This window comes from Pseudofrankia coriaricola (genome assembly GCF_032027725.1).
Classification (GTDB): domain Bacteria; phylum Actinomycetota; class Actinomycetes; order Frankiales; family Frankiaceae; genus Pseudofrankia.
The window spans coordinates 52,719-77,006 of sequence record NZ_JASNFO010000052.1; the positions used below are offsets into that span (position 1 = coordinate 52,719).

Annotated in this window: 21 protein-coding genes; 9 read left to right on the forward strand and 12 right to left on the reverse strand. The window is 70.7% G+C overall.

Translation table 11 applies throughout. The features are described from left to right. Nucleotides 1-436 precede the first annotated feature (436 nt). Entirely contained in the window at nucleotides 437-1,714 is a 1,278-nt protein-coding gene (locus QOZ89_RS26865; RefSeq protein ID WP_312626102.1) for an ABC transporter substrate-binding protein, read from the forward strand. Nucleotides 1,715-1,820: 106 nt separating this feature from the next. Here the strand turns inward: QOZ89_RS26865 and QOZ89_RS26870 are convergent, their stop codons facing one another. Next, a complete protein-coding gene (locus QOZ89_RS26870) occupies nucleotides 1,821-3,020 on the reverse strand; it encodes an amidohydrolase family protein (protein WP_312626104.1) in 1,200 nt (399 codons plus the stop codon). A gap of 483 nt (nucleotides 3,021-3,503) precedes the next feature. On the opposite strand from QOZ89_RS26870, the gene QOZ89_RS26875 reads away from it, so the two are divergent. Beyond that, on the forward strand, nucleotides 3,504-4,421 hold the full coding sequence (locus QOZ89_RS26875; protein ID WP_198543235.1) for an amidohydrolase family protein: 918 nt from the start codon (nucleotides 3,504-3,506) through the stop codon (nucleotides 4,419-4,421). A gap of 324 nt (nucleotides 4,422-4,745) precedes the next feature. After that, on the forward strand, nucleotides 4,746-6,089 hold the full coding sequence (locus QOZ89_RS26880) for an ABC transporter substrate-binding protein (RefSeq protein WP_312626108.1): 1,344 nt from the start codon (nucleotides 4,746-4,748) through the stop codon (nucleotides 6,087-6,089). A 150-nt stretch (nucleotides 6,090-6,239) separates the two neighbouring features. On the opposite strand, the gene QOZ89_RS26885 is transcribed toward QOZ89_RS26880, so the two are convergent. The 5 genes from QOZ89_RS26885 to QOZ89_RS26905 all read right to left on the reverse strand — a co-directional run bounded on the left by QOZ89_RS26885 (nucleotide 6,240) and on the right by QOZ89_RS26905 (nucleotide 11,541). Beyond that, nucleotides 6,240-6,911, reverse strand: a complete 672-nt coding sequence (locus QOZ89_RS26885; protein WP_071048843.1) for a TetR/AcrR family transcriptional regulator — start codon at nucleotides 6,909-6,911, stop codon at nucleotides 6,240-6,242. Nucleotides 6,912-7,107: 196 nt separating this feature from the next. Beyond that, a complete protein-coding gene (locus tag QOZ89_RS26890) occupies nucleotides 7,108-7,962 on the reverse strand; it encodes an SDR family oxidoreductase (RefSeq protein WP_071048844.1) in 855 nt (284 codons plus the stop codon). 55 nt (nucleotides 7,963-8,017) lie between these two features. After that, nucleotides 8,018-9,118 (reverse strand): phosphotransferase family protein, encoded by a 1,101-nt coding sequence (locus tag QOZ89_RS26895; RefSeq protein ID WP_071048808.1) that lies wholly within the window; start codon nucleotides 9,116-9,118, stop codon nucleotides 8,018-8,020. Between the two features lie 51 nt (nucleotides 9,119-9,169). Then, on the reverse strand, nucleotides 9,170-10,378 hold the full coding sequence (locus tag QOZ89_RS26900; protein ID WP_312626110.1) for a cytochrome P450: 1,209 nt from the start codon (nucleotides 10,376-10,378) through the stop codon (nucleotides 9,170-9,172). Further along, nucleotides 10,375-11,541: an Rv3169 family protein gene (locus QOZ89_RS26905; RefSeq protein ID WP_312626112.1), complete on the reverse strand. Its 1,167-nt coding sequence runs from the start codon at nucleotides 11,539-11,541 to the stop codon at nucleotides 10,375-10,377. Before QOZ89_RS26905 ends, QOZ89_RS26900 begins: the two co-directional genes overlap by 4 nt. Before the next feature lie 304 nt (nucleotides 11,542-11,845). On the opposite strand from QOZ89_RS26905, the gene QOZ89_RS26910 reads away from it, so the two are divergent. From QOZ89_RS26910 to QOZ89_RS26920, 3 genes are all read left to right on the forward strand, one after another. Further along, nucleotides 11,846-12,451, forward strand: coding sequence for a hypothetical protein (locus QOZ89_RS26910; protein ID WP_071048811.1), 606 nt, complete (start codon nucleotides 11,846-11,848; stop codon nucleotides 12,449-12,451). Continuing rightward, nucleotides 12,448-13,218, forward strand: coding sequence for an SDR family NAD(P)-dependent oxidoreductase (locus QOZ89_RS26915; protein ID WP_312626114.1), 771 nt, complete (start codon nucleotides 12,448-12,450; stop codon nucleotides 13,216-13,218). Before QOZ89_RS26910 ends, QOZ89_RS26915 begins: the two co-directional genes overlap by 4 nt. A 185-nt stretch (nucleotides 13,219-13,403) precedes the next feature. Beyond that, nucleotides 13,404-15,002, forward strand: coding sequence for an AMP-binding protein (locus tag QOZ89_RS26920; protein WP_312626116.1), 1,599 nt, complete (start codon nucleotides 13,404-13,406; stop codon nucleotides 15,000-15,002). An 87-nt stretch (nucleotides 15,003-15,089) separates the two neighbouring features. Here QOZ89_RS26920 and QOZ89_RS26925 read toward each other — a convergent pair whose 3' ends face one another. From QOZ89_RS26925 to QOZ89_RS26945, 5 genes are all read right to left on the reverse strand, one after another. After that, nucleotides 15,090-16,004: a cyclase family protein gene (locus QOZ89_RS26925; protein ID WP_071048813.1), complete on the reverse strand. Its 915-nt coding sequence runs from the start codon at nucleotides 16,002-16,004 to the stop codon at nucleotides 15,090-15,092. A 456-nt stretch (nucleotides 16,005-16,460) separates the two neighbouring features. After that, on the reverse strand, nucleotides 16,461-16,886 hold the full coding sequence (locus tag QOZ89_RS26930; protein WP_071048814.1) for a nuclear transport factor 2 family protein: 426 nt from the start codon (nucleotides 16,884-16,886) through the stop codon (nucleotides 16,461-16,463). Between the two features lie 133 nt (nucleotides 16,887-17,019). Beyond that, complete coding sequence (locus QOZ89_RS26935; protein WP_071048815.1) at nucleotides 17,020-17,427, reverse strand: nuclear transport factor 2 family protein; 408 nt, start codon at nucleotides 17,425-17,427, stop codon at nucleotides 17,020-17,022. A gap of 97 nt (nucleotides 17,428-17,524) precedes the next feature. Continuing rightward, entirely contained in the window at nucleotides 17,525-19,183 is a 1,659-nt protein-coding gene (locus tag QOZ89_RS26940) for a class I adenylate-forming enzyme family protein (RefSeq protein WP_312626122.1), read from the reverse strand. Next, entirely contained in the window at nucleotides 19,180-19,977 is a 798-nt protein-coding gene (locus tag QOZ89_RS26945) for an enoyl-CoA hydratase/isomerase family protein (RefSeq protein ID WP_071048817.1), read from the reverse strand. The genes QOZ89_RS26940 and QOZ89_RS26945 overlap by 4 nt, the downstream gene beginning before the upstream one ends. Before the next feature lie 149 nt (nucleotides 19,978-20,126). Between QOZ89_RS26945 and QOZ89_RS26950 the strand changes: the two genes are divergently transcribed. Both QOZ89_RS26950 and QOZ89_RS26955 read left to right on the forward strand, forming a co-directional pair. After that, entirely contained in the window at nucleotides 20,127-21,242 is a 1,116-nt protein-coding gene (locus tag QOZ89_RS26950; protein ID WP_071048846.1) for an acyl-CoA dehydrogenase family protein, read from the forward strand. Further along, the gene (locus QOZ89_RS26955; protein WP_071048818.1) at nucleotides 21,232-22,452 is read left to right on the forward strand and encodes an acyl-CoA dehydrogenase family protein; all 1,221 of its coding nucleotides are present in this window, start codon (nucleotides 21,232-21,234) and stop codon (nucleotides 22,450-22,452) included. The genes QOZ89_RS26950 and QOZ89_RS26955 overlap by 11 nt, the downstream gene beginning before the upstream one ends. Before the next feature lie 18 nt (nucleotides 22,453-22,470). Here QOZ89_RS26955 and QOZ89_RS26960 read toward each other — a convergent pair whose 3' ends face one another. Next, nucleotides 22,471-23,256 carry an SDR family NAD(P)-dependent oxidoreductase gene (locus tag QOZ89_RS26960; RefSeq protein WP_071048819.1) on the reverse strand — a complete coding sequence of 262 codons (786 nt, stop codon included), beginning with the start codon at nucleotides 23,254-23,256 and terminating at the stop codon, nucleotides 22,471-22,473. 36 nt (nucleotides 23,257-23,292) lie between these two features. On the opposite strand from QOZ89_RS26960, the gene QOZ89_RS26965 reads away from it, so the two are divergent. Continuing rightward, the gene (locus QOZ89_RS26965; protein ID WP_071048847.1) at nucleotides 23,293-24,282 is read left to right on the forward strand and encodes a phosphotransferase family protein; all 990 of its coding nucleotides are present in this window, start codon (nucleotides 23,293-23,295) and stop codon (nucleotides 24,280-24,282) included. The last annotated feature ends 6 nt before the right edge of the window (nucleotides 24,283-24,288 follow it).

Consider the following 24,288-nt stretch of genomic DNA (forward strand, 5'->3'; position numbering starts at 1 on the left):
CCGGCGTCCGGGAGAGCCCGCTAGGCCCAGCCCGTCGTCACTGTGCCAACACCCACCCGCTAAGGTTCGCGGATGTCGAGGTCGACGTCAACGTCGATAGCTAGTCGGGGAGCAAGAGCCGCCATGGACCACGCTTCGTCGAGACCGTCGCCGGCCCCAGGCAGGCGCGTGCCCGAGTGGGCCGTCGTCTCACGACGTGCCCTCGAGCCCTGACAAATACCGAAGAGAAACGACCCGGAGATCAACGTGCCTAGTCGGTACAAAGTCCAAGGCCATTGCCCCCGCGCCCGGTCCGCCGCGCGAGGGCCACTCGCCCTGAGCCGGGGGTGACGGGATGCTTGACAAGCAGAATGATCCCCGAAATGGCGGCTGGCCCGCATGGCGCCTCCGCCGGCGACCACACCATGATCGGCCGTCCTCCCGCCCATGGGACGCGGTGCCCGGTCCCGCCGCCCATGCCGGGCCTCGGCGCGGCGTGGCGCGGCCCGCGGCATTCGTCGCTGCCCTGGTCACAGCGCTGGCCGCGGGCTGTTCGGCGTCCGGCGGCGCGGGCGACAACCCGGTCGCCGGCTGCGGCACCCCCGGGTACAGCGGCAACGAGATCCGGCTGGGCTTCGTCTATCCCGGCAGTGGCGCGGGCTCCACGTCCTTGAGCGCCGCCAGGGGCGGGTTCGTCGCGCGGATCGAGGAGGCGAACGCGGCCGGCGGGATCCACGGCCGCAAGCTGATCTACACCTGGCGCGACGACACCAGTACGCCCGCCCAGAACCTCGAGGTCGTCCGCGACCTCGTCGAGAACCAGAAGGTCTTCGGACTCGTCGAGGCATCCATCGCCGCCGCCCAGGGCGCAGGCTACCTGCGTGACCACAGCATCCCGGCAACGGGAATACCAGCCGAGACCTTCTGGGCGGACCACGGCTACCGCAACATGTTCGCCTACACATACCTGTTCGGCGACGGCCCGTCCGTCTCGACCTTCGGCGACTTCGCGAAGGCCCAGGGCGGCACCAAGGCAGCTGTCATCCAGAACGACGTCACCGCCGCCGGAAACGACATCGGATCGAAGATCGGCACCAGCCTGACGGCGGCCGGGATCCCGCTCGTGCCCGGCCGCTTCACCTACAACCCGAACTTCACCAACCCGGTCCAGCTGGGCCAGCAGCTGAAGCAGGCCGGGGCCGATGTCGTGACCGCGGCATTCGCCGGCACCGACCTGGCCGAGGTCGTCCGCGGCATCCACGAAGCCGGCGCACCGGTGAAGGTCATCCTTGCGCCCAGCGGCTACGACAAGTCACTGCTCAAGACGTACGGCCAGACACTCGGCGGGCTGACCGCCGCCGTCAACTACATCCCGTTCGAGATCGGCGGCCCCGCCCACCAGAAGTACCTCCAGGCGATAAGCAGCTACGCCCCCGAAATCCAGCCACCCGACCAGGAGCTGGCCCTCGTCACCTACATCCTCACTGACCTGTTCCTCTACGGCCTCGACAAAGCCGGCGCCTGTCCCACCCGCGCCCAGTACATCGACGCCCTGCGAGCCAGCACATACGACGCCGGCGGCCTGCTGCCGGGCCCCGTCGACATGACCAAGGACTGGGGCCAGATCGCCACCTGCTACACCTTCATGCGGGTCAACGACGCCGGTACCGGTTACGACCTCGTCCCCGGCCCCACCGGCCGCGACCGCTGGTGCGGCCACCGGCTCGACCAGTAGTCCGCCAACCTGAACCGGCCGTGGGCCCAGCGGCCCGCGGCCGGTTCACGGGGCTTCGGGCTTCGGCGGCCCTGGCGTGGTCTCCGGCGGGGGGATTGACCACTGGTCAGGTGGTGGAGAGGGCCAGGACCTGCAGCGCGTTGTCGTGGGAGATCTTCCGGACGTCGTCCTCGGGCAGGCCCGCGAGCGACTCGGTGACGAAGTCGACCGGCCGGGCGACACCCTCCGCATGCGGCCAGTCGGAACCCAACAACAACCGGTCGACCCGCACGTCAGCGAGCAGGTCCTCCACCTTGTCCTCCCAGAACGGCGTCACCCAGACATGCTCCCCGAACACCTCGCGAGGATGCTCCCTGAAATAGCCGGGACTGCGGCCAGCCACATCATCGAGCCGATGCAACAGATCAGGAATCCAACCCGCACCGTTCTCGACACTCGCCATCCGCAACCCCGGGAAACGCTCGAACACCAGATGACACAACGCCGCACCGTAGAAGTCCGCGACCGCCCGACCCTTCGTCAACACCCCCCGCAACGGCGACCGCAGAACCGACTGCTCCTCCCGCCCCGGCTCCCACATCCGCACCAACGCGTCATAACCATCAACCCCGGCATGCGTCGCCACCACGACACCCGCCTCCTCCGCCAGCCCCCAGAACCCGTCATACACCGCGTCGAACGGCGACCGGTAACCCCCCGCCACCGGCACCGGCGCGTTACGCACGTTCACCGCGACAGCACCGCCATCAAGCACCACCCGCAACTCGGCCACGGCGGCGGCCGGATCCAGCAACGGTATGTAGGGCACCGCGTACAACCGGCCCTGATACCGATAGCCCCAGTCCTCCGCCAGCCACCGGTTGAAACCATGAAAAACCTTCGCCGCCGCGTCCGGATCGTCCCTGAGCGCCTCCTCCAGACCGACGCCAAGCGTCGGGAACAGCAGGCTGCCCGAGACCCGCTGCCCGTCCAGAGCCCGCACCCTCGCGTCCCGGTCCCGGTACTCCGCCCGGATCGGCTCCAGCACCCCGAACGCCTCCCGGATACCCCTACGCTCCGGATTCCCCCGATACCACGCATACAGCGCCCCGGGGCGCGCCACCGGGTCGAACGTCGGGTTCGCGATGTAGCTGTTGACCCTGCCCCCGACGATCAGCCGACTACGCCCATCGACCTCCGCCCAGCGCACACCCCGACCACCCAACGAACGGTCCTGATACCGGGTGAACGCATCACGCGCCTCGTAGTAGTGACTGTCAAAGTCAAAGATCCACGCGTCCCGTACATCCTGTCCCACACCACCCATGAGACCGCCTTCACGTTTCGATTGTCAATATTGACGTCGATATAGACCGAAGCCTGACGGTGGCCGTCGTGCCTGGCACCGCCAGAGCCCGCGGTGCCCGACCGCGGCAGGCCGCCTTCTACCGGGAGTAACGGACGGCCAAACCGCCGGCGCAGCCCGGTCGTGCCCGACGAGTACCGCATCAGGTCACCAGGTGGCTCGGCCGCCCGCCGCCCGCATCGAGCCCCGTGCGACCGGGAACCAGACCGCGGGTGGAGTCCACCGCGGGTAGGCACGACACATCCACCGCCACGGCGGACGTTACCTCATGTCAATATCGATGTCGACATTAACGACGATCATGGCTATGGTCGAAGCCGTCCACCAGGCGACCGCCGCCGGGCGCACCGACGCCGCGGCGATGCCCGGCCGGCGCCAGCATCCAGCCCGCGGCGGCCGTCCTGGCCGCGCCGTCCCGACGGCAACGTCACGAAAGGTGCCGAGGTGGTCCCAGCTCTCCCACCGGACCCATCCGCCGCCCGGCCCCGGCCGTTCGACGTCGGGGTGATCGACACGATGGTCGGGTTCCCGCAGGACCCGGCCGCGCTCTACCAGCAGATCCGCTCGGTGCTGCGCGACCGGCAGTCACGGGAGGAGTTCGCGATGCCGGCGCAGTACATGTTCCACGACATCCCCGAAAACCACGTCCCCGACGACGTCGACCCCGTCGCGCTCGTACTCGGCGAGATGGACCGGCACGGCATCGAGATCGCCCTGGTCAGCGTCAGCGCGAACGAACCGGTCGCCAGCCGGGCACTGACCGAACACCCCGGTCGCTTCACCGGCTCCTGGACCTGCGAACCGAACAAGGGCATGACCGGCATCCGCGAACTCGTCCGCGCGCATGAGACCTGGGGCATCCGGGCCGCGGCCGTCTTCCCGCACGGCGGGCAGCCACAGGTCGCCATCGACGCACCCCAGATGTACCCGATCTACGCCAAATGCGTCGAGCTCGACATCCCCATTTTCGTCACCGTCGGCATCGCCGGCCCCCGCGTGCCGTCCATGGCCCAACGCGTCGAGCTCATCGACCAGGTCGTGTACGACTTCCCCGACCTGGTGTTCGTCATGCGCCACGGCGCCGAGCCGTGGACCGACCTCGCCGTCAAACTCATGCTCAAATGGCCGAACCTCTACTACTCCACCAGCGCCTTCGCCCCACGCTACTATCCCGCGAACATCATCGACTACGCCAACACCCGGGGCGCCGACAAAATCCTCTACGGCGGCTACTTCCCCATGGGCCTCACCCTCGACCGCATCATGACCGAGCTCCCCCACGTCGGCTTCAAGGACGACGTCTGGCCCAAATTCCTGCGCCACAACGCCGCCCGCGTCCTCGGCCTGACCGCCAACACCTGAGCTCCAACACCTGAGCTCCAACGTCTGCGACAGCGGCGTCGCCGCCACCGTGCGCACCCACGCCGGCGTGGCCGAGATGAGACGCGGCTTCTAGCGGCGCGCCCGGAAAGCGCGTGCCCACGGACGCGGTGACCAGTCCGCTCCGCCGGACTCCCCCAGGGGATCCGAACAACGATATACGCAGGCCCCCGCAGCCCTTTGCGTGGGTCGCCACGAGCGAACAGGAAATCCGGGGGCGCATCATCCGGCGGGCCTTCGGTCGATTCAGGCGAACAAATCAGCGATCCTCACAGTGACTCGACGTCCGACGACAAGGTGAAGAACATGCCGCACACCCGCACAACGACCGGTCGGCGGGCGGGTGCCCGACCGCGCTGGGCCATCGCGTCCGCGCGATCCTCCACCCGCCCGACCGGGCGACGGCTGGCTGGCATCGCCGTCCTGGCCGCGGGCCTCGCCTTCGTCTCGGCCTGCGGTGGCGGCTCCGACGACCAGAGCGGCCCGACCGCTTCGGCAAGCGGCTCCGCGGGCTCCACGGACATTCTCGGCCCGATCGACAAGGCATCCGGCGCGCCAGTCAAGATCGGTGTCATCACCGAAGGGGCGAGCCCGACCGCCGACCACACCAACGACAACAAGGTGGCCCAGGCTACCGTCAAGTACCTCAACGAGCACAAGGCCGGCATCGGCGGCCGACCCATCGAGCTGACGGTCTGCGAGACCCTCGGCGACCTGTCCAAGGCCGCCGACTGCGGTAACCAACTGGTCGAGGACGGTGTCTCCGCCGCCGTCATCGGCACATCCGCCGTCGTCGAGGCCGCCTGGAAGCCCCTGAACGACGCCAAGGTCCCCGTCATGCTCTACACCTCGGGCGAACCAGCCCTGCTGACCAGCCCCACGACCTTCGTCCTGGGCAACCCGACCTTCGGCTTCGTCGACCTGGCGATCCAGCTCGCCAAGGACAAGGGCAACAAGAAGGTCACGACGATCGTGATCGACGTCCCCGCCGCGCTGCACTCCGTGCAGGAGGTCGCGCCGCCGCTGTTCGCGAAGGCCGGCGTCGGCTACGAGCTCGTCCGGGTCGCGCCGGGCACCGCCGACATGACGCCGCAGATGCAGCAGGTCGTGTCGAACGGCTCCAACCAGGTGTTCATCATCGGCAACGACGCGTTCTGCATCAGCGCCATGAACGGCCTCAAGGCCGTCGGCTTCACCGGCACCATCAGCGGCATCTCCCAGTGCATCACCGACGCCACCCGCAAGTCCGTCCCCGGCAGCACTCTCAAGGGCATGGTCGTCGCCGCCACCGCGCCACTGGGCCCGGACAGCCCCTCGATGCGCCTCTACACGCAGGTCGCCGAGACCTACGGCAAGGACATCGACCTCAGCTTCCAGGACGGCATGATCATGTTCACGCTGCTCTCCGGCCTCCAGGCAGCCACGGATGGCATCTCGGGTGACATCACCCCGCCGGCCATCACCTCCACCATCAAGGCCATGAAGGAGATCGAGCTCCCGGGTGCTGGCGGGATGAAGTTCCGCTGCAACGGCAAGGCCGTCACCGATTCCCAGGCCGTCTGCGTCCGCGGCGGGCTGTCCACCACCTTCGACGACAAGGGCCAGCCCGCCGAATACAAGGTCCTCGCCAACACCCCGATCCCGGACTGACCTCCCACGGGAGCCGGAGGACGGGCAACGCTCAACCACCAGCCCGCCCTCCGGCACACCGTGACCGCGTCGCTCGCGTCGAGAACGCGCCGCTGGGCCGGTTCGCGGAGCCAACAAGATCGCGAGCGTCGTCTACTTCCTTGCCTCGGATCAGGCGTTGTTGGTCTCCCGCGCGCTGTACGGACCGACGAGTGCGCGCACGATGTATCTGTCGACGAACTCCCGCTTCCCTGCCGGCGACCAGCTGGACCACGGGGGGCTCATGATGATGACGCCCGCGGCCATCATCCAGCGGACGGTCTCCTTGAGGTCCAGGTCGGCGGCGAGTTGTCCGCCCTCCTGCCACTGCCGCAGGAGCGGCCGGAGGTGGCGGTACACGGCGTCGACGATGGGTTCCTCGGTCAGTTCCAGCGACTCCGCGAGCGGTCGGCTTCCCGTGGCGAAGAGCGCCTCGTTGATGGCGTCACCGTTGATCAGGTCCGTGCACTTCAGGAACACGTCACAGATCGAGCTCGACGCGTCTTCTGGCCGCGGAAGAGAGCTGACAACGCCCTGCATGGCGACGTCGACCCTGCTCAGCAGAACAGCGAGGATCAGTTCATTGCGGCCTTTGAAGTACCGGTAGACCGTGGAGCGGGAGACGCCGGCCTCGACGGCCACCTCCTCGACGCGAATCCGGCTGGTGCCCCGCCGCGCGAGGCAGCGACCCGTGGCCGCGACCAGGCGCCGGCGTGCCTCCTCGTCGTCGAGCAGCGCGCTGTCGCTCCCCCACCATCCTGGTGTGCGCTGTCCCGCGCCATCCTCTTCGGCGACCACCGTCATGGAGCCATGGTAGAGGCGGCGCGGCATCCGTCCGTCCCCGTGACATGGGCCGACACCCCCGACCAGTCCGTGGCCCGCACGGCCCGCGGTGGGAGCGGACCGCCGCGCACCGCGCCGCGCACGGCAGGCCCGACGCCCGGCGGGAACGCCTTGGCGGGAGACCCGACGCGCATCGTCCAGCCACTCGTCGCCCGTTTCACGGTCCGGCGCGGGCCGGTTCCGCCTTCCCCAGCAGGGCGTCCCTCCCCCCGAACCGGGGCGCGACCAGGGCCGAGTAGTCCGGGCCCCGGCGCAGGCTGAGGCCGCCGTCAACGTTGACGATCTGCCCGGTCACCCGCCCGGCGCGGGACGACAGCAGGAAACTGACGAGCTGCGCGACGTCGTCGACATCGGATGCGCCTCCGAGCGGGGTGTTCTCGTCGTAGCTCTCGTAGACCGGCGAGCCCGGTGTCGCCCAGCTCATGATCTCCGTCGACGTGAGTCCCGGGCGGACGGCGTTGAACCGGATACCCGCGGCCCCGTACTCGTCGGCGGCGTTGCGGATGAGCTCCTCCACGGCGGCCTTCGCCACCGGGTAGGCCCCGAAGTAGGGGTGGGTGACGTGCCCGGCGATGGAGGAGATGGCGACGAACGAGCCCACGCCGGCCCGGGCGAACAGCGGAACCGAATGCTTGACCAGCAGCAGCGTGCCGACGACGTTCAGTGTGAGGACGCGGGTGAACTCGTCGACCTTCTGGGCATGTAGAGGCGCCAGCGCGCCACCGCCGCCGGCGTTCGCGACCACACCGTCGAGGCGTTGGCGCCAGCCGGCCGCGGCCTCGATGACCCGCTGGACATCCGGCTCGCTGGTGACATCCGCGATCTCGTATCGGACCGCCTCACGGCCGGCCTCGTCGTTGATCGAGTCCACCGTGGACCGCAGGGAGGCCTGCGTGCGGCCGCAGACGGTGACCCAGGCGCCCTCGGCCGCCAGCCGCCGCGCGATGCCCGCGCCGATGCCGGTACCGCCGCCCGTGACCAGCACCGACAGCCCGTCAACCTCGTTCGTCATCTCCATGCCTCCGTCTTCCTTGATCGCGGGCTCGTCGGCTCACGTCCGATGGTGGTCAGCGAGTTGGGCCCGCGGAGGTCCCACGGACCGCCAGGAGACGCTCCGGCCGCGGCTCGACGGGCCCGGAAGGCAGCGGCTCGTCTATGCCGAATCCGCGCAGCGCCCGCCGGGTGTAGGGCGGAATACCCATCCCCATCAGGCCGAACCTGAGGTCGTCCGTGTCGCCCGCGTCGAACAGCATGGCGCCGACGAGAAGAATCACGCAGGTCTTGAACGACTGGAACGCCCGGTACCACTCTCGATGCCGGACCGGTATGCCGGTGAGCTCCTCGTAGTACGCGAGCGCCTCGTCGGCGGTCAGGGCCGACGGCCGGCTCGTGAAGAAGACGGGTGTCTTCCAGAGAAGGTCGAGGTATCCGACGTCGGCGAGCGGGTCCCCGATCCCGGCCATCTCCCAGTCGAACACTCCGGTCACCTCGCCGTCGACGAACGCGAAGTTCCCGGGTTTCGGGTCGCCGTGAACCAGGGTGACGCGCTCGGACGCAGTGGGCCTCCGGTCCCGCAGCTCGGTGAGCAGCCGTTCCAGCGACGGGAGCTCGGCGCGCTGGACCCGGCGCATCTCGGCCGTCCAGTGGTCGAGCTGGTCGTCGACATACGACCGGCCGTCGCCCAGGGCCGCAAGGCCCGTACCGGACAGGTCCACCGAGTGGATCGCGGCGAGCTGCTCGACGAGTGCCTGGGTCATACGGTGGAGCGTCGCCGGACGCTCCACCAACTCCGTCGGTGTCTCCTGCTCGTAGACGTCCCCAACGACCCGTTCCATCACGTAGAACGGCCGCCCGAGCACCTCGCCCGACTCGTCGAGCCACAGCACGGCGGGACCGCGGACGTCGGTGTTCTCCAGTGCCCGCAGGATGGTGAACTGCCGGGTCATGTCGTACGGCTCCAGCAGGCCCGGAAACGGCGGGCGCAGGCGCAGCACGACATCCCGGCGATGATGCTCGGTTCCGGTGCGCCAGGCGAGCGCCAGCATCAGCATCTCCGCCGAGTGGCCGAAGGTGACGCGGCTGGAATTCTCGACCCGGACGTCGGTCGCGGACGGGATCCGCTCCCGTAACCATGAGGTGAGCCGCTCGAGAGCGTCCTCGGTTCGCATCGCTCGACATGCTCCCTGTGTTCGCGGCCGGTCAGCTCGGGTGAGCCGTGGTCAGCTCGGGGTGAAGCGGATGCGGATGCGGTCGTACGCCCTGGCAAAGGTGGCCGGAAGGATCGCGGGCTCGTCCGGGTCGACCAGCTCCCAGTCCGGCATCCTGCGCAGCAGCTCCTCGAACATCACCCGGATCTCGAGGCGGGCGAGATGGGCGCCGAGGCACACGTGGGTACCGAATCCGAAGGCGAGATGCCGCGCGGACGTTCTCGACACGTCGAGAACGTCAGGGTCGGTGAAGGCCCGTGGGTCACGGTTCGCGGCGGGATAGAGCAGCAGGATCTCGTCACCCTCGCGGATGTGCTGCCCGTGCAGCTCGTGGTCCTCCGTCGCGGTGCGCCTCATGTTCAGGACGGGCGACACCCACCGGATGAACTCCTCGACCGCGCTGTGCGCGAGCAGCTCGGGCCGCTCCCGCAGCAGCCGCCGCTGCTCGGGGTACAACGCGAGGTCACGGATCATCGTGCCGATCACGGTCCGGGTCGTCTCCGCCCCGCCGTCGAGGACAAGGATGGTCTCGTCGAGAACGCGCCTGGTGTCCCACTCCGGGGTCGTCACCCACAGCGAGATGAGATCATCGCGGGGCTCCGCTCGGCGGGCCTCGATGATCTGCGCGGTGGTCCTGATGAAGTCCTTGATGACGGGGATGAGCCCGGGGTGGGTGACGTGCGGCGGGCCGTCCGGCGACGTCTTGCCGGACAGCAGCATGATCTGCTCCGACCAGTACCGGACCCGTTCCCACATCTCCCGCGGGTACCCGAGCAGGTCGCCGATCACGATGGCGGGAAGCCGCGAGGCGATGGACTCGATCGCCTCGCACTCCCCCAGCGGTGTCACGGCGTCGAGGATCTCCGAGACCAGGCCGCGGACATGCTGCTCGTGACTGCGCACCGCGCGCGGCGTGAAGCGCCGGGCCACCACGTTGCGCTGGGCCTGGTGGTCCGGGTCGTCCATATTGATCATGGACTGGTCTTCGCGCAGGTCGATGTGCGGCCGGGAGCCGTAGAACGACGAGTACCGGGCGCCGTCCTTCTCCACCGCCAGGACGTCCTGGAAACGGGAGACGACCCACAGCTTCTGTGCCGGGTCCCAGAAGACCGGGGCCTCGTCGCGCAGCCAGCGGTACGAGTCCCACGGGTCCACGTAGAACTCGGGGTCGAGAACGTTGACCCGCCGTTCGGCGGCCGTCGCCGTCGTCGCGCCCGTCACGCGAAGGACACCTGGTGGTCGGAGTCCGCCGTCAGGCCGAGCTCGGGCCACTCGCCGTAGATGAGGCTCTCCAGGATGCCGTAGCCCACCGCGTCGCCCTCCCGGACCCGGACCGGCGTGTCGCGAAGCTGGCCGAGGACGCCCAGGTTCTCCTCGCTCCAGCAGTCCTCGAAGTACTCGCCGTCGAGGTGCAGCTTTCCCAGCCACGACCCGTGGATGTGCCCACCCCACGAGCCGTATCCCCCGGTCTTCAGGAAGAAGCCGGACTCGCCCAGGGCCTCGACCTCGATGACCCGCTTCTCGCCGGAGTCCATCGTGAGGCGCAGCTCCCCGCCCTTCACGAACCGCGTACGGGTGTCGTACTCGATGCGCGGCTCGGCGTCGCGGATCTTCAGCTGGGTGCCGTCGGAGGAGTTCAGATAGGCGGAGGTGTATCCCCAGGCGCCTTCGGCGATGAAGATAGCGGTCTCGTAGTAGGAGCCGTCGGGCCGGCGCAGGAAGGCCGGCGTCCATTTCATGCCGCCCTTGACCTGTGTCTCCTGTCGCGGCGTCCGGCTCCGGATCAGGTCCGTCGGCGGCGCCCCGACGGCCTGCCGGACACCCCACGAGTGGTCCCGGTAGCCGAACCACGCCTCGGGGCGGACTTCGTGGGTCTCGCCGTCGACCGTCACGGTGCCCGACACCCAGCCGCCCTGGTGGTAGCGGATGACGTTGACGTCCACCCGGCCGGTGCGACGGTTGCGGACGAGGTTGCGGTCCTCGAAGAACGGCGGCGTCACCCCGGACAGGACGAGGTCGAAGGAGATGGGCTGGACGTCGTTGGGCTCCAGCCGGAACCGCACCTGGTTCAGCGGCGCGACGATCTCGTAGTGGATCGGGCCGACGGCCGTCTCCTCCGGGTCGCTCCGCAGTTCCCGGCTGCCTCGGACCGTCCACTGCGCACGGCCCCGGGAGACGCCGGCGAAGCCGTCGATGATGCCCCGGTTGTGGTACTTGCCCAGCCCGAAGTCGACCTGCAGGGATCCGTCGGTGCTCGCCAGCGAGCCCCAGATCTTCTCGGTCCAGGCGAGATCGGACTCCGCCACGGTGGCGAACGTGTCCGCTAACTGATGGTTGAGGGTCTCGTCGGCGCCACGCAGCGCGCCGATGTCCTTAGGTGCCATCTGTCCTGTCCCCTTACGACGCAGCGCGACTGCGACTCACGACGACACGCATGTCGCATGGCGACACACTATGGCATGTATGTCTTATCTCCCTCAAGAAGTGGACGGGCACCAACCAGTGGCACCGCAAGCCGCCGGCCAGATCGGGACGTGAACCCGCGTTGGTGCGCCGTCGGGCCAAGCCTGGTCGCATGGCGAGACAGGAGCAATCAATCGACTCAGCATGAGACAGTCAATAGATTCTGTTGCGACCCGGCGCGCCGCCGCGGGCCTGACGTCGCACCGGAGCAGTGGGAGACCACGCATGACGACCGACACCGGACCGGACGAGGACGATGTTCTGCAGGCGTTCCGGCTCATCGAGCAACGACTGGTCGAGACACCCGAGCACAGCGGGCTGCGGCTGCTCCGTGAGCGTCTCGCCGGCGAGCTGATCGGTGACGCCGACCGCGTGGGGACGACGCTGGGTCCGACGTTCACCCTCGTGACGCACGCGGGCGGAAGCGTCACGAGGACCGACCGGGCGGCCCTCGTGGAGACGATCCACCGCCAGGGCAGCGCGAAGGGCGCGGCGATGACCTGGCTGCGGCTCGACGACCTGGTCGTCGAGCGCGACGTCATCGCCGGCCAGGGCGTGCTGCGCACGCTGCTGACCGCCGCGCTGGCCCAGCGGCAGGGCTGGCGGGACATCGGCCCGGCCGACCTGTGCCTCACGACCATCCCGCTGGCCTTCTTCATTCGTTTCGCGGGCGACCTCATGGCGTCCGAGGTCCTGCATCTGGCCGCCGACGCGAGCGAACGGACGGTCCTGACGAACGGCTCGCGGCCCGACCCGGACCACTGCCTCAGGCTCATCGACGGCGGGGGCGTGAGCCTGACGGCGGGCCTTGCCACGGAAGGCGGCTCATGAACCTGACAGACACGTCGGCGATCGTGACGGGCGGCGCCGGCGGCCTCGGCGCGGCCACCGTCCGCCACCTCGTCGAGCTCGGCATCGGTGTCGCGATCTTCGACCGGGACGGCGAGCGCACGAGGAACCTCGCGGCCCAGCTTGGGCCCGCGACGGCGGCGATCGTCGGCGACGTCACCGCCGAGGCCGACGTGCGGACCGCGATCGACGCCGCCCGGTCGCTCGGCACCCTGTCGATCGTGGTCAACGTGGCCGGCGGCGGCACCCGCCCGGCGCGCACCGTCGGCCGCGACGGGGCACCGCACGACATGGCGACGTTCGTCGACACGATGGCGAAGAACGCGTTCGGCACGTTCAACGTGACCCGGCTGGCGGCCGCCGCGATGGGAGCGAACGCGCCGGACGAGGACGGTCAGCGCGGCGTCGTGGTGAACACCGGGTCGCTGGCGGGGCTGGAAGGACAGGCCGGCCAGGTCGCGTACGCGTCGGCGAAGGCGGCCATCCTGGGGATGACGCTGCCCCTCGCCCGTGACCTGGCGCCGCTGGGTATCCGAGTGTGCGGCATCGCGCCCGGCACCATCGGCACCGACCTCATGCTCAGCGCCTCCCAGGGGCTGAAGGACAAGCTGGTCGCCAGCATCGTCTTCCCGCCCCGGATGGGCCGCCCCGTCGAGTTCGCCCTGTTGGTCGAGGCGATCGTCCGCAACCCCTATCTCAACGGGGAGAACATCCGGCTCGACGCCGCGCAGCGGTTCCCCGCCAAGTAACCACGTTTGCAAGTGACCACGTGAGCAAGTGACCACGTGTCCACGTGACACGCCTAGACCTGTTCTCCGCACATAAGCGCATCACCGCAGGTCAGCGGCCTGACAATGTTGATCAATCGATGCATCGCCGCAGGTCACGGACCCATGTGCGGAAGACGGGCCTAGAAGCAGGAGGTCGCACCACCATGAGCGGCGCACTGCCCGACGAGGCGGCGGACCTGTACCGCGGCGCCTTCCTTCCTGATCTGCTGATCGCCGCGCTGCGCCGCCACCCTGACCGGCCCGCGATCCACCTCGGGGGCAGCGTCCTGACCGGCGCCCAGCTCAGCGCGCGGATCAGCCGGTACGCGCAGGTCTACGCGGCGAAGGGGGTGCGGCCCGGCAGCGGCGTCGCCATGCTCTCCACGAACCGCCCCGAGGTGCTGTACGCGATGGGTGCCTACATGGTCGCGGGCGCCCGCAACACCTCGCTGCATCCCCTAGGATCGCTCGACGACCACGCGTACGTCATCGAGGACGCCGAGATCGAGACGCTGGTGTTCGACCCGTCCTTCGCCGAGCGGGCCGCGCGGCTCCAGGAGCGGGTGCCGGCCCTGAAGCGGCTGCTGTCGTTCGGGCCGTGCGACGTCGGCGAGGATCTGAGCGCGCTCGCGGAAGACCACGACCCGCTGCCGTTGGTCGCGCCCCGCCTCAATGCGGAGGGGATCTCCGCGGTGGCCTACACCGGCGGGACGACCGGGCAGCCCAAGGGCGTGATGGCCACCTACCGCAGCAGCGCCGCGATGACGCAGATCCTGCTCACCGAATGGCAGTGGCCGACCGATCTGCGCCACCTCGTCTGCACACCCCTGAGCCACGCGGGCGCGCCCTTCATCGTCCCGGTGCTGCACCAGGGCGGTTCCGTGGTCGTGCTCCCCAGGTTCGACGCCGGCGCGGTCCTCGACGCCATCGAACGCCACCGCATCACGTCGGTCTTCCTCGTCCCGGCGATGATCTACGCGATCCTCGACCATCCCCGGCTCGACCAGACCGACCTTTCCAGCCTCCAGACGGTCTTCTACGGAGCCTCGGCGATGTCGCCCACCCGGCTGCGGGAGGCCATCAGGCGGATCGGGCCGGTCTTCTTCCAGTTCTACGGGCAGACGGAGGCGCCCCAGACGGTGTTCGTGCTGCGCAAGGAGGAGCACGACCCGGACGACCTGTCCCGGCTGGCGTCCTGCGGACGACCGGTGCCGTGGCTGAAGGTCACGCTGCTCGACGACGAGGGGCACCAGGTATCGCGCGGCGAGCCCGGGGAGATCTGCGTGCGTGGGCCGCTGGTCATGAAGGGCTACTGGAACAAGCCGGAGCAGACCGCCGAGACCCTCACTGGCGGCTGGCTGCACACCGGCGACATCGCCCGGCAGGACGAGCACGGCTTCTACTCGATCGTGGACCGCAAGAAGGACATGATCGTCAGCGGCGGCTTCAACGTCTTTCCCCGTGAGATCGAGGACGTGCTTTCCACGCACCCCGCGGTGGCCGCGGCCGCCGTCATCGGCGTGCCCGACGAGAAATGGGGCGAGGCCGTCAAGGCCGTCGTCGTGCTCCGCGCCGGCACGGCGGTGTCGTCCGACGAGCTGGCGACGGAACTCGCCGCGCTGGTCAAGGAGCGCAAGGGCTCCCACCACGCCCCCAAGAGCGTCGAGTTCGCCGACGCCCTCCCGCTCACCGCCGTCGGCAAGCCGGACAAGAAGGCCCTGCGCCAGCGCTACTGGGCGGGCGCGGACCGCAAGGTCGGCTGACCACTCGTTCCGCCCGCTCGTTCCGCCCGCCGACAGCCGCCTGGTCCCGGCGACGGGCTGCCGCCAGCGGGGCCCGGTGGACCGGCGTTACTTCACCGCCAGCGGGTTGAGGGGCGTCCCGACACCCTTCGCGACCTTCAGGACCGGCGCGCACAGGAGGAACTCGTAGACACCGTCCGCCGCGCAGTCGGCGGCGAGGACCTCCAGGTCGAACATCTCGCCGAGCGTCATGCCCATGTCCCGGATGAGCACGTAGTGCACCGGCATGATCGCGTTCGGGTCGCCGCTCGGATACCGCTCGACCGCCCAGTTGTCGGCCGCGACGGCCGCGACGTCGCGCTCTCGGAGCCACTGGCAGCATTCCAGCGTGAGCCCGGGCTCACCGCTCATGAACTCGGCGGCCGAGCCCTCGGTGAACCTCCGGGTCCAGCCGGTCCGCACGAGCAGGATGCTGCCCGCCTCCAGCGACACGCCCTGCCGGTCGAGGGCCGCGTCGAGCTCGTCCGGGCCGATCCCGTGGTCCGGGGCCAGGCAGGCGACGCCGTGGACGCGGGCGACGTCCACGAGCACGGCGCGTCCGACGACGCCCCGCGCCAGCCGGTCGATGGCGAGCCGCTCGGCTCCCCGCGCGGTGATCGACGATGCGGGCACGTCGTTGTAGCAGCGGCCGTCGTAGGAGACGTGCGCGAGGCCGTCCCACTGCGTGGCGCACTGCAGGGGCATGAAGACGAAGTCGTCGGCGATCCCGGCACCGTCGGGGAGCGGGGGCTGCCCGGTCATCGACATGAGATGGACGGGGTTGACCCGCCCCCCTAACCCGATCTGCGGACCGTTCGCCGAGAGGGTGTAGCCGAGGTCGAAGACGCGACCCGTGCGCGCCAGCGCGGCCGCCGCGGCGACCCGAGCCGGTGTGATCAGGTTCAGCGTGCCGACCTCGTCGTCGGCCCCCCAACGTCCCCAGTTCGACAGCCCACGGCCGACAGTGCGGAAATCGGTGCTCATCGTTTCCCCTCGTGCGGTCACCCTGGCCGCCTCGCGGCGATTACCAGGAGCCTGCACGACCGGTGGGCGAGCCGGGGCAGGCAGCGCCGGCGTCGCTGAACCCGCCTCGGCCCCCCGCCACGGCCGTAGGGCCGTCCCGTCTGACCGGGCTGACGGTGAATACACTGTCCCATGTAGCAATATCGATGTCAACTTCGACATTCGCCACTGGCGAGACCGCCCGGAGGGATCAGACCGCCGTGAGCACCTTCTCGTCCGGGTCGCTATCGAACCGCGGAAGTCCCCGCCGGTCCGAGCCCACCCCGGACGACCACTACCGCGACCACCCATGACGTGATCGCCGTTCGCACCCTCCGGTGGTCGTGAAAGGGCCGCGGGCACGACCATCGGAGGGCAGAAATCACAATCAAGCGTCAGCGGAGCGGGGCGACGTCGTCAGGGCGGGGCTGGTGGCCGTCACGCTTTCGGGGCGGGCTTCTTAGGGCGCGCGGGCCGGTCGGACAGACCGTCCGGCGTGATGAACTGGCACCGGCAGCGGCTGATACGCCAGCCATCCGGGGTCCGGACGAGCTCGTCGCTGTATACGGCGTGCCGCGCGACGCCGTCGGAACGGTCGACGAAGAGCAGGTTGCGGCTCGTACGGGCCTCGTCCGGACCGACCATGTCGATGACCGGCGGTCCACCGAGGTGCAGTCCGCCCGGAGCCGCGGCCATCATGGCGCGCAGCGCGTCATGACCGTCGAAGGAACGCCCGTACACCAGGTAGCTGGCGTCCGGAGTGAACAGGCCGACCCAGCCCTCCACGTCATCGAGGTCGAGCGTCAGGCAGTAGCGGGCCAGCAGGCCGCCGATGGCCACCTGGTCCTCGGGTGAGGGAAGCATCAGAACTCCTCCTGGCGGCCGTCAGAGGTGTACGGAACATCCTGGCCGGCCGGTCGCCCGGCCGACCAGCCCGTCGCGGCTGGCTGCGGCGCCGGCCGTCGGCTCGGCGAGGTGCCGCGCCGGCCCGGGCCGGTCACCCGGGTTTCTCCAGGGTGTGTACCTCGCGCCGGGCGAACCGCCAGGCGCCGTCGACCCGGACGATCTCGTCGTGGTAGCGGCCGGTGATCGCCGGAACCAGCCGGTCGCCCGCGAAGCGCAGGAACACGAAGTCGGCCACCACCCGGACCAGGCCCCTCCCACCGTGCTCCAGCACCGCGTTGACCGTCACATGCTTGCCCCGCTGGCTGGGTCTGCTCTGGGTGCTCTGGAAGAACTCCAGCAACTCGGCCGTGCCACGGGCAGTCCGGTCGCCGTGGATGAGGACGCCGTCGGCGGTGAACAGCGCCACGACGCCGGTGAGATCGCCGTCGTCGCAGCGGTGGCAGTACCGGGCGAGCGTCGCGCGCACGGCGAACTGGTCCTCGATCGCTAGGCCGGTCACGGCGCCAGTGTAGTAAATATCGACGTCGACTTCGACATATGTGATGATCTCCGACCGGTCGGGCCGCGGGGCTGGCGACCCGACCGGGGTCTCGGAGTCAGCCGCCCGTCAGCCGGGCGGCCAGGTCGCTGTCCCTGCCGGGCGTCTCGATCACCAGCCGGGACCGGACGACCTTGCCCGAGGCGGTCCGGGGCAGCGGTGCGTCCCAGCGGACGAGCTGCTCGGGCAGCTTGCGCGTCGCCGTTCCCCGGGCGACCAGGTGGGCCACGAGGGCGGCGAGGGTGACGGCGGCGCCGCCGTCCGGCCAGACGGCCACGGCGAGCCGCTCGCCGGTCGACGGGTCGGGCATGCCGAAGGAGGCGGCCTCGACGGCTCCTGGCAGGTCGGCCAGCGCGGCGTCGATCTCGGTCAGCGAGATCTTGAGGCCGTTGCGGTTGACGACCTCCTTGAGCCGGCCGACAACGGTCAGCCGGCCGTCATGCAGCTCGAGTTGGTCGCCGGTGCGGAACCAGCCGTCCTCGAACGCGGCCTCGTTGTCCGCCGCGTCGAGGTAGCCGAGGAACAGGTTGGGGCCACGCAACAGGCCCTCCCGCGGGTGCTGGCTGGAGCCGACGCGCACCTCGCTGCCCGGCAGGAGCGCGCCGTCGTCGGACAGCCGCCGCTCACGGTCGTCGCCCGGCAGGCTCCCGGAGAAGGTGGGCGCCTCGGAGGAGCCGTAGACCCGGGCGATCTCGATCCCGAAGGTGTCCGTCGCCAGCTCCAGCAGGGGGCGCGGCAGCATCGCGCCGCCCAGCGCCAGCGTCCGCAGGCCGATCCCGGCGCCGTCCGGCCCGGCGGCCACGGCGGCCCGCAGCAGGCGCTCGGCGATGACCGGCGCGCCGCCCAGCAGGGTCGCGCCGACGGCGTTCATCTGGCGCAGCGTCCGCTCCGGCTCGAACCGGTCCTCCAGCGCCAGGGTCGCGTGCCGGTCCGCCGCGAGGTGGATCTGCGACAGGCCGGTGATGCTGGTGAGCGGGCTGACGAGGAAGACCACGGTGCTCTCGTCCGCGGACGTGGTCCATGCCATGTTGTCGGCGCCGGCGGTGAGCGTGTTGAGCGAGTGGACGAGACCCTTAGGCCGGCTGGTGGTGCCCGACGTGAACAGCACCACCGCGGCGCGGTCGCGGTCGGGCTCCGCCCAGGCCCGCGCCCACGGCGACGGCGGCCGCGAGCCGGCCGAGCCGGAAGGTTCGGAAGGTTCGGAAGGTTCGGCCGATCCGGAAGGCTCGCCTGGAGGCCCACTCACCTCGTCGAACAGCTCCAGCGGCACGACCTCGGCCGCCTCGGCCAACGGCTCGGCGAGCCGCTCGGCCTCGGCCGCCGGCACGATCACCCGGGGCCGCGCCGAGAGCGCGTCGAGGGCGACGCGCAGGTCCGCGACCCCGCACCGGCGGTCCAGCAGGATCGTTGTCGCTCCGGCGCGCAGCAGCGCATGGTAGGCGATCACTCCATGACGGGTGTTGCCACTGACGAGCACGACGCCGTCGCCCGCCCGGATGCCCCGCGCGGCCAGGGCGGTCACGCCCGCCGCCACGGCCGTCGCCAGCTGGGCATAGGAGAGCCCGCGGTCGTTGTCCACGACCGCCACGACGTCGGGACGGCGGTCCGCGCCCGCCTCGACGCCGTCGGCGAGCAGGCGGTTGTCCCACAGCCCGTCCGCACGGTGGCGCGCGGCGCGGTCGGCCGGGGCGCGCGGAAGCCCGGCCAGGGCGCTCACCGGCTCGCCCGGCCGGCCGCCCGGCTCAGCATCGCCGCGAGGTTGCGCTGGAACGCCGGCTCGTCGAACGACGCCGTCTCCCGGTCGAGCGCCGCCGACAGCGAGGACGTCATCGCGTGGTGCAGCGCGCCGTTGAGGATCGCCTTGGTCTCGGTGACCGCCTGCGGGGGCAGCGCGGCCAGCCGGGTCGCCAGCTCCACGGCGGTGGTGACCGATGTCCCCGTCGGGACCACCCGGTTGGCCAGGCCGAGGCGCAGCGCCTCCTGCGCCGGCAGCCGGTCGCCCAGCAGGATGAACTCCTTGGCGCGCAGCAGGCTGGTCAGCAACGGCCAGGTCAGGGCCCCGCCGTCGGCGGCGACCAGCCCCAGCGCCACGTGCGGGTCGGCGAAGTACGCGTGCTCCTCGATGACCACCAGGTCGCTCATGGCGGCCAGGCTGCAGCCGAGACCGACCGCCGGCCCGTTGACTGCGGCGACGATCGGTACCCGCACGGACGTCATCCCACGGACGATGTCCGCCGCCTCCGCCATGATGTGGGCACGCAGCTCGACGTCCTTGACCATCCTGTCCAGGAGGCCGAGGTCGCCGCCCGCCGAGAACGCCGTGCCCGCCCCGGTGAGGACGATCGCGCGGACCTCCGGGTCCGCGTCCAGCTCCGGCCACACCTGGGCCAACGCCGGGTGCAGCGTCTCGTCGGCGGCGTTGAGCGCGTCGGGGCGGTTCAGCGTCACGACCCGCACGGCCCCGCGCGCCTCGACGAACAGGGGGCCCGGCGTGCTCGGACCGTCGACCATGTCACTCCTAGGTGGTCTGCTGACATCGAGAACTCCCGCGTCGTCTCCGCGCGGCCGGGTGGCCGGACGTCGCGTGTCCCGATCATCGTCGGACCCGGCTTGACGCCGGGCACATAGCGACCAGAATATCGAACTCGATACCAATGTCGATGTTTGTGTCGGCCTCGGCGGCCCAGCCAGGCGCGGGAGTTGACGCCGTTCTGACCACCACTGTCGTTGACGATGTCGTCACCACCGACGACGTCGTCGCGCTCCGCGACGCCCTGCGCGGCGCGCTCGGCACCACCCGTCAGGATCTCGCGCCGGCGGTGGACGCCGACTGGCGCACGAGCTGGCCGATGCTGGCCGAGCTCGGCCTGCCCGCCCTCTGCGCACCGGAGGAGAAGGACGGCTTCGGCCTGCGGGCCGACGCCGCCGTCGCCGCCGCGACGGAACTCGGCGCCGCGCTGCACGGCGGCCCGTTCGCCGGGCTCACGGCGAGTGTCCACGCCCTCGCCCACGCCGCCGACGACCCGGTCGCCGACGCCCTGCTGGCCGGCGTCCTCACCGGCCGGCGCGTCTGCGCGTTCGGACGCCTCGGCCGGGACGGGCGGGTCGGCCAGAACGAGCGGGTCGCCCGGCTGGTCGACGGCGTGCCGGGGGCGGACGCGCTGCTGTTACTGGACGACTCGCGGGATGACCTGGTGCTCCTCCTCGACCCGGCCGACTGGACCGCCGACCCGTCCCGCCACCGCTTCGACATCACCAGGACCTGCGCCGACGTCATGCCGGTGGCGGGCCGCGGCCACCGCGTCGCCGTGCCGGGCGACGCGGCCCGGCGGGCCGTCGCCCTGTACGAGCTGCTGCTCGCCGCGGACGCGGTCGGCGGCGTGCGGCGGATGCTGGACCGCACCGTCGCCTACGCCGGACAGCGCCAGGCGTTCGGCAGGCCGATCGGCGGCTTCCAGGCGGTCCAGCACCGGCTCGCCGACCACGCCGTCCGCGCGCGGGGCATGACGCTCGTCGTCGCCGAGGCCGCCCGGCGCTTCGACGACGAGCCGAGCCAGACCCGGCGCGACGTCGCCCTGGCGTCGGTGAGCGTGAGCTCCGGTGCCCCGCGCCTCCTGCACGACCTGCTCCAGCTCACCGGTGGCATCGGCTTCACCTGGGAGTACGGGCTGCACTTCTACGAGCGCCGCGCCCATCAGGACGCCCGGCTGGCCGCGAACCCGCGCGCCGCCCAGAGATCACTCGCTGACGTGGAGGGATGGACCGATGGCCGCTGACGTCAGGACGAACGACGTCCAGGCGAACGTCGTCGAGGCGGGCGCCGACATCGAGGCGTACCGCGCACAGGTCCGCTCCTTCATCGCCGGGCGGGGCGTGCCCATGCAGGGCGAGGGCGTGCGGGTCCCCCGGGACGCGGAGGAGGAGAAGGCGATCCGGGGCTGGCTGCGCTCCCTCCACGAGGCCGGCCACCTGGGCGCCGGCTGGCCGGCCGAGTGGGGCGGCCGAGCCGGCCACCTCCCCATCCACGACCTCGTGCTGATGGAGGAGCTGATCCGCGGCGACGCCTACCGCCCGCTCGACCAGGTAATGCTGGCCGCTCACGCGATCATCGAGTTCGGGACCGACACACAGAAGCGGGAGCTGCTCCCCCGCATCCGGGCCGGCGAGCACGTCTGGTGCCAGCTGTTCAGCGAGCCCGAGGCCGGCAGCGACCTCGCCTCGCTGCGCACCCGCGCCGAGCCGGACCCGGACGGCGACGGGTACCTCGTCACCGGCCAGAAGATCTGGAGCACCGACGCCCAGTGGGCCGACATGGGCCTGCTCCTCGCCCGCACCGACCCGGCCGCGGGCCGGCACGCCGGCCTCACCGCCTTCGTCGTGCCGATGGGCCTCCCCGGCCTCGACGTGCGCCCGATCCGCGAGATGACCGGCTACGCCGAATTCTGCGAGGTGTTCCTGGACGGCGTCCGGCTCGGCGCCGAGCACGTGCTCGGCGAGGTGAACAGCGGCTGGAAGGTGATCACGTCCGGCCTCGCCTCCGAACGGGCGTTCGTCGGTGCCAACGCGGTGCAGCTCGAGCGGATGTTCGACGACCTGGTCTCCCTCGCGCGCACGGCCCGCCTCCCGGACGGGAGCGCGGCACTGGAGCACGAGGACATCCAGGCGAAGCTCGCCGACGCGCTCGCCCGTGTCGAGGAGGTCCGGCTCATCGTCCGGGACACCGTCGAACGGATCCTCGTCGACGACGAGCACCCGAGCGACGGGCCCGTCGCCAAACTCGCCTACTCCGAGACCAACGTCGCCCTGACAGAGCTCGCCATGGAGATCATCGCGTCCGCCGCGTCGATCGACGCCGAGGGCGCCGAAGTGGCTGACCGATGGCACCACAACTTCCTCTGGGGCCGGGCCCTGACCATCTCCGGCGGCGCGTCGGAGATCATGCGAGGGCTGATCGGTCGCCAGCTGCTCGGTCTGCCGCGCGCTTAGACCCCAGGTCCTCAAACCTCAGACCAGACGGCCGAGCTCCTGGAGGAACGGCTGCGTGTAGACGACCCTGCCAGTCGTCGTCGTGGGGTCGGCGGTGCAGAGGATGAGCGCGGTCTCGGTGATCAGGTCGATCTCCTCGGTGTCCTCCTTGGCCAGGTCGAGCGTCCCGGCGCCCGGCGTGGACACCGGCTGGAACGGCGCGGCCGCGTTCACCGCGATCCGGTCGGCGTACAGCTCGGCGGCGAAGGCGGCGGTCAGCCGGTCGAGCGCGGCCTTGACGGTGCCGTAGACACCGAATCCGGCGGTCCGGTCGAACTCCGAGAACGGCGGCCCGACCGGCCGCTGCCCGGCGATCGAGGTGAGGTTCAGGATCCAGCCGCCGCCACGGGCGCGCATGCCCGGGACGGCGAGCTGGATGAGGTGCATCGGAGCGAGCACATGCATCTCGAACATCAGCCGGGCGCGCCGCTCGGGAAATCCTTCAAGGGTACGTAAGAAGGTCACGGCGGCGTTGTTCACCAGGATGTCGGGCGGGCCGGCGGCCTCTACGGCCGCGGCGAAGAAACGCTCGCGGTCGGTGTTCTGAGAAAGGTCGCACTGGATCGCGACGGCCGATCCGCCCGCGGCCCTGATCTCCTCCGCCGTCTCCCGTAACGAACCCACGTACTTGTCGTCCGGCTCCATCGTCCGCGCCGTGATGACCACGGTGGCGCCCTCGGCGGCGAGCCGCTGGGCGATCGCCTTTCCGAGTCCTCGACTCGCCCCGGTGACCAGCGCTACCTTGCCTTCGCACAGCCCTGACATGCTGTCTCCCGAATATCAGCCCTACGACGGGGAGTGATGACGATAGAAATCGACCTGAGCACGCTCGAGTCGCGGCTCGCGGTCATCGGACTCACCGGCCTGCGTCGCCTGTCCGGCGGCGCGTCCAGCCTGTCGTACGCGGGAACCGCGACCGTCGACGGCATTTCTCGCGCGGTCGTCGTGAAAGCGGCGCCCCCAGGCCTGGAACCGGTGCGCAACCGTGATGTGCTGCGCCAGGCGTCGCTGCTGCACCGGCTGGCGGCGACCGCCGTGCCGGTGCCCACGGTCCTGTGGGAGGACCCCGGCGACCCACCCGAGGTACCGCCGGTCTTCGTGATGTCGTTCGTGCCGGGCTCCTCCTTCGAGCCGCTGTTCGACCGCGACGGCGGCGATGACCGCGACGATCCGGCGGTCGTCGCCGACCGCATGCTTGACGCCGCCCGCGCCCTCGCCGCGCTGCATCGGCTGGACCCCGCCGCGCTGGGGCTCGCCGACGAGCCCCGGGTCGGCCTCACGGACGAGGTGCGTCGCTGGACGCGCGCGCTGGGAACCGTCGACGCGACGCTCGTGCCCGGCTGGGAGGCGGTCGCGAAGGCGCTGCTCGCCACCGAGCCGGCCGCCGCCCGGCCGGCCGTCGTCCACGGCGACTTCCGCCTCGGCAACCTGCTGGCCACGGGCCCCGCCGTCACCGCCGTCATCGACTGGGAGATCTGGTCGGTCGGCGACCCTCGGGTGGACCTCGGGTGGTTCCTCATCAACGCCGACCCGGCCACCTACCGCCGGCGGACCCGCTACGCCGCGGCGCTCCCGACGCCGGCCGACCTCGCGGCGGCCTACGCCGAGCACCTGGGCCGCGACGTCCCGGCGCTGGGCTGGTTCCAGGCACTCGCCTGCTTCAAGTCGGCCGCCACCTGGTCGCTGATCGTGAAGCACTCCCGGCGTCGGCCGGCTCCGGACCCGATGGCCGAGGAGGTGGCCGGCGCGCTGCCCGGGCTGCTCACCCGGGCCGCCGACCTGCTGGGCTGACGGTCG

Coding starts and splice junctions, on each gene's coding strand:
- QOZ89_RS26945 (WP_071048817.1), bottom strand. CDS start 19,977: ATGGTCGACGGTCCGAGCACGCCGGGCCCCCTGTTCGTCGAGGCGCGC.
- QOZ89_RS26920 (WP_312626116.1), top strand. CDS start 13,404: ATGAGCGGCGCACTGCCCGACGAGGCGGCGGACCTGTACCGCGGCGCC.
- QOZ89_RS26885 (WP_071048843.1), bottom strand. CDS start 6,911: ATGACGGTGGTCGCCGAAGAGGATGGCGCGGGACAGCGCACACCAGGA.
- QOZ89_RS26870 (WP_312626104.1), bottom strand. CDS start 3,020: ATGGGTGGTGTGGGACAGGATGTACGGGACGCGTGGATCTTTGACTTT.
- QOZ89_RS26930 (WP_071048814.1), bottom strand. CDS start 16,886: ATGCTTCCCTCACCCGAGGACCAGGTGGCCATCGGCGGCCTGCTGGCC.
- QOZ89_RS26965 (WP_071048847.1), top strand. CDS start 23,293: ATGACGATAGAAATCGACCTGAGCACGCTCGAGTCGCGGCTCGCGGTC.
- QOZ89_RS26925 (WP_071048813.1), bottom strand. CDS start 16,004: ATGAGCACCGATTTCCGCACTGTCGGCCGTGGGCTGTCGAACTGGGGA.
- QOZ89_RS26950 (WP_071048846.1), top strand. CDS start 20,127: ATGTTTGTGTCGGCCTCGGCGGCCCAGCCAGGCGCGGGAGTTGACGCC.
- QOZ89_RS26895 (WP_071048808.1), bottom strand. CDS start 9,118: ATGCGAACCGAGGACGCTCTCGAGCGGCTCACCTCATGGTTACGGGAG.
- QOZ89_RS26960 (WP_071048819.1), bottom strand. CDS start 23,256: ATGTCAGGGCTGTGCGAAGGCAAGGTAGCGCTGGTCACCGGGGCGAGT.
- QOZ89_RS26880 (WP_312626108.1), top strand. CDS start 4,746: ATGCCGCACACCCGCACAACGACCGGTCGGCGGGCGGGTGCCCGACCG.
- QOZ89_RS26915 (WP_312626114.1), top strand. CDS start 12,448: ATGAACCTGACAGACACGTCGGCGATCGTGACGGGCGGCGCCGGCGGC.
- QOZ89_RS26905 (WP_312626112.1), bottom strand. CDS start 11,541: ATGGCACCTAAGGACATCGGCGCGCTGCGTGGCGCCGACGAGACCCTC.
- QOZ89_RS26890 (WP_071048844.1), bottom strand. CDS start 7,962: ATGACGAACGAGGTTGACGGGCTGTCGGTGCTGGTCACGGGCGGCGGT.
- QOZ89_RS26910 (WP_071048811.1), top strand. CDS start 11,846: ATGACGACCGACACCGGACCGGACGAGGACGATGTTCTGCAGGCGTTC.
- QOZ89_RS26955 (WP_071048818.1), top strand. CDS start 21,232: ATGGCCGCTGACGTCAGGACGAACGACGTCCAGGCGAACGTCGTCGAG.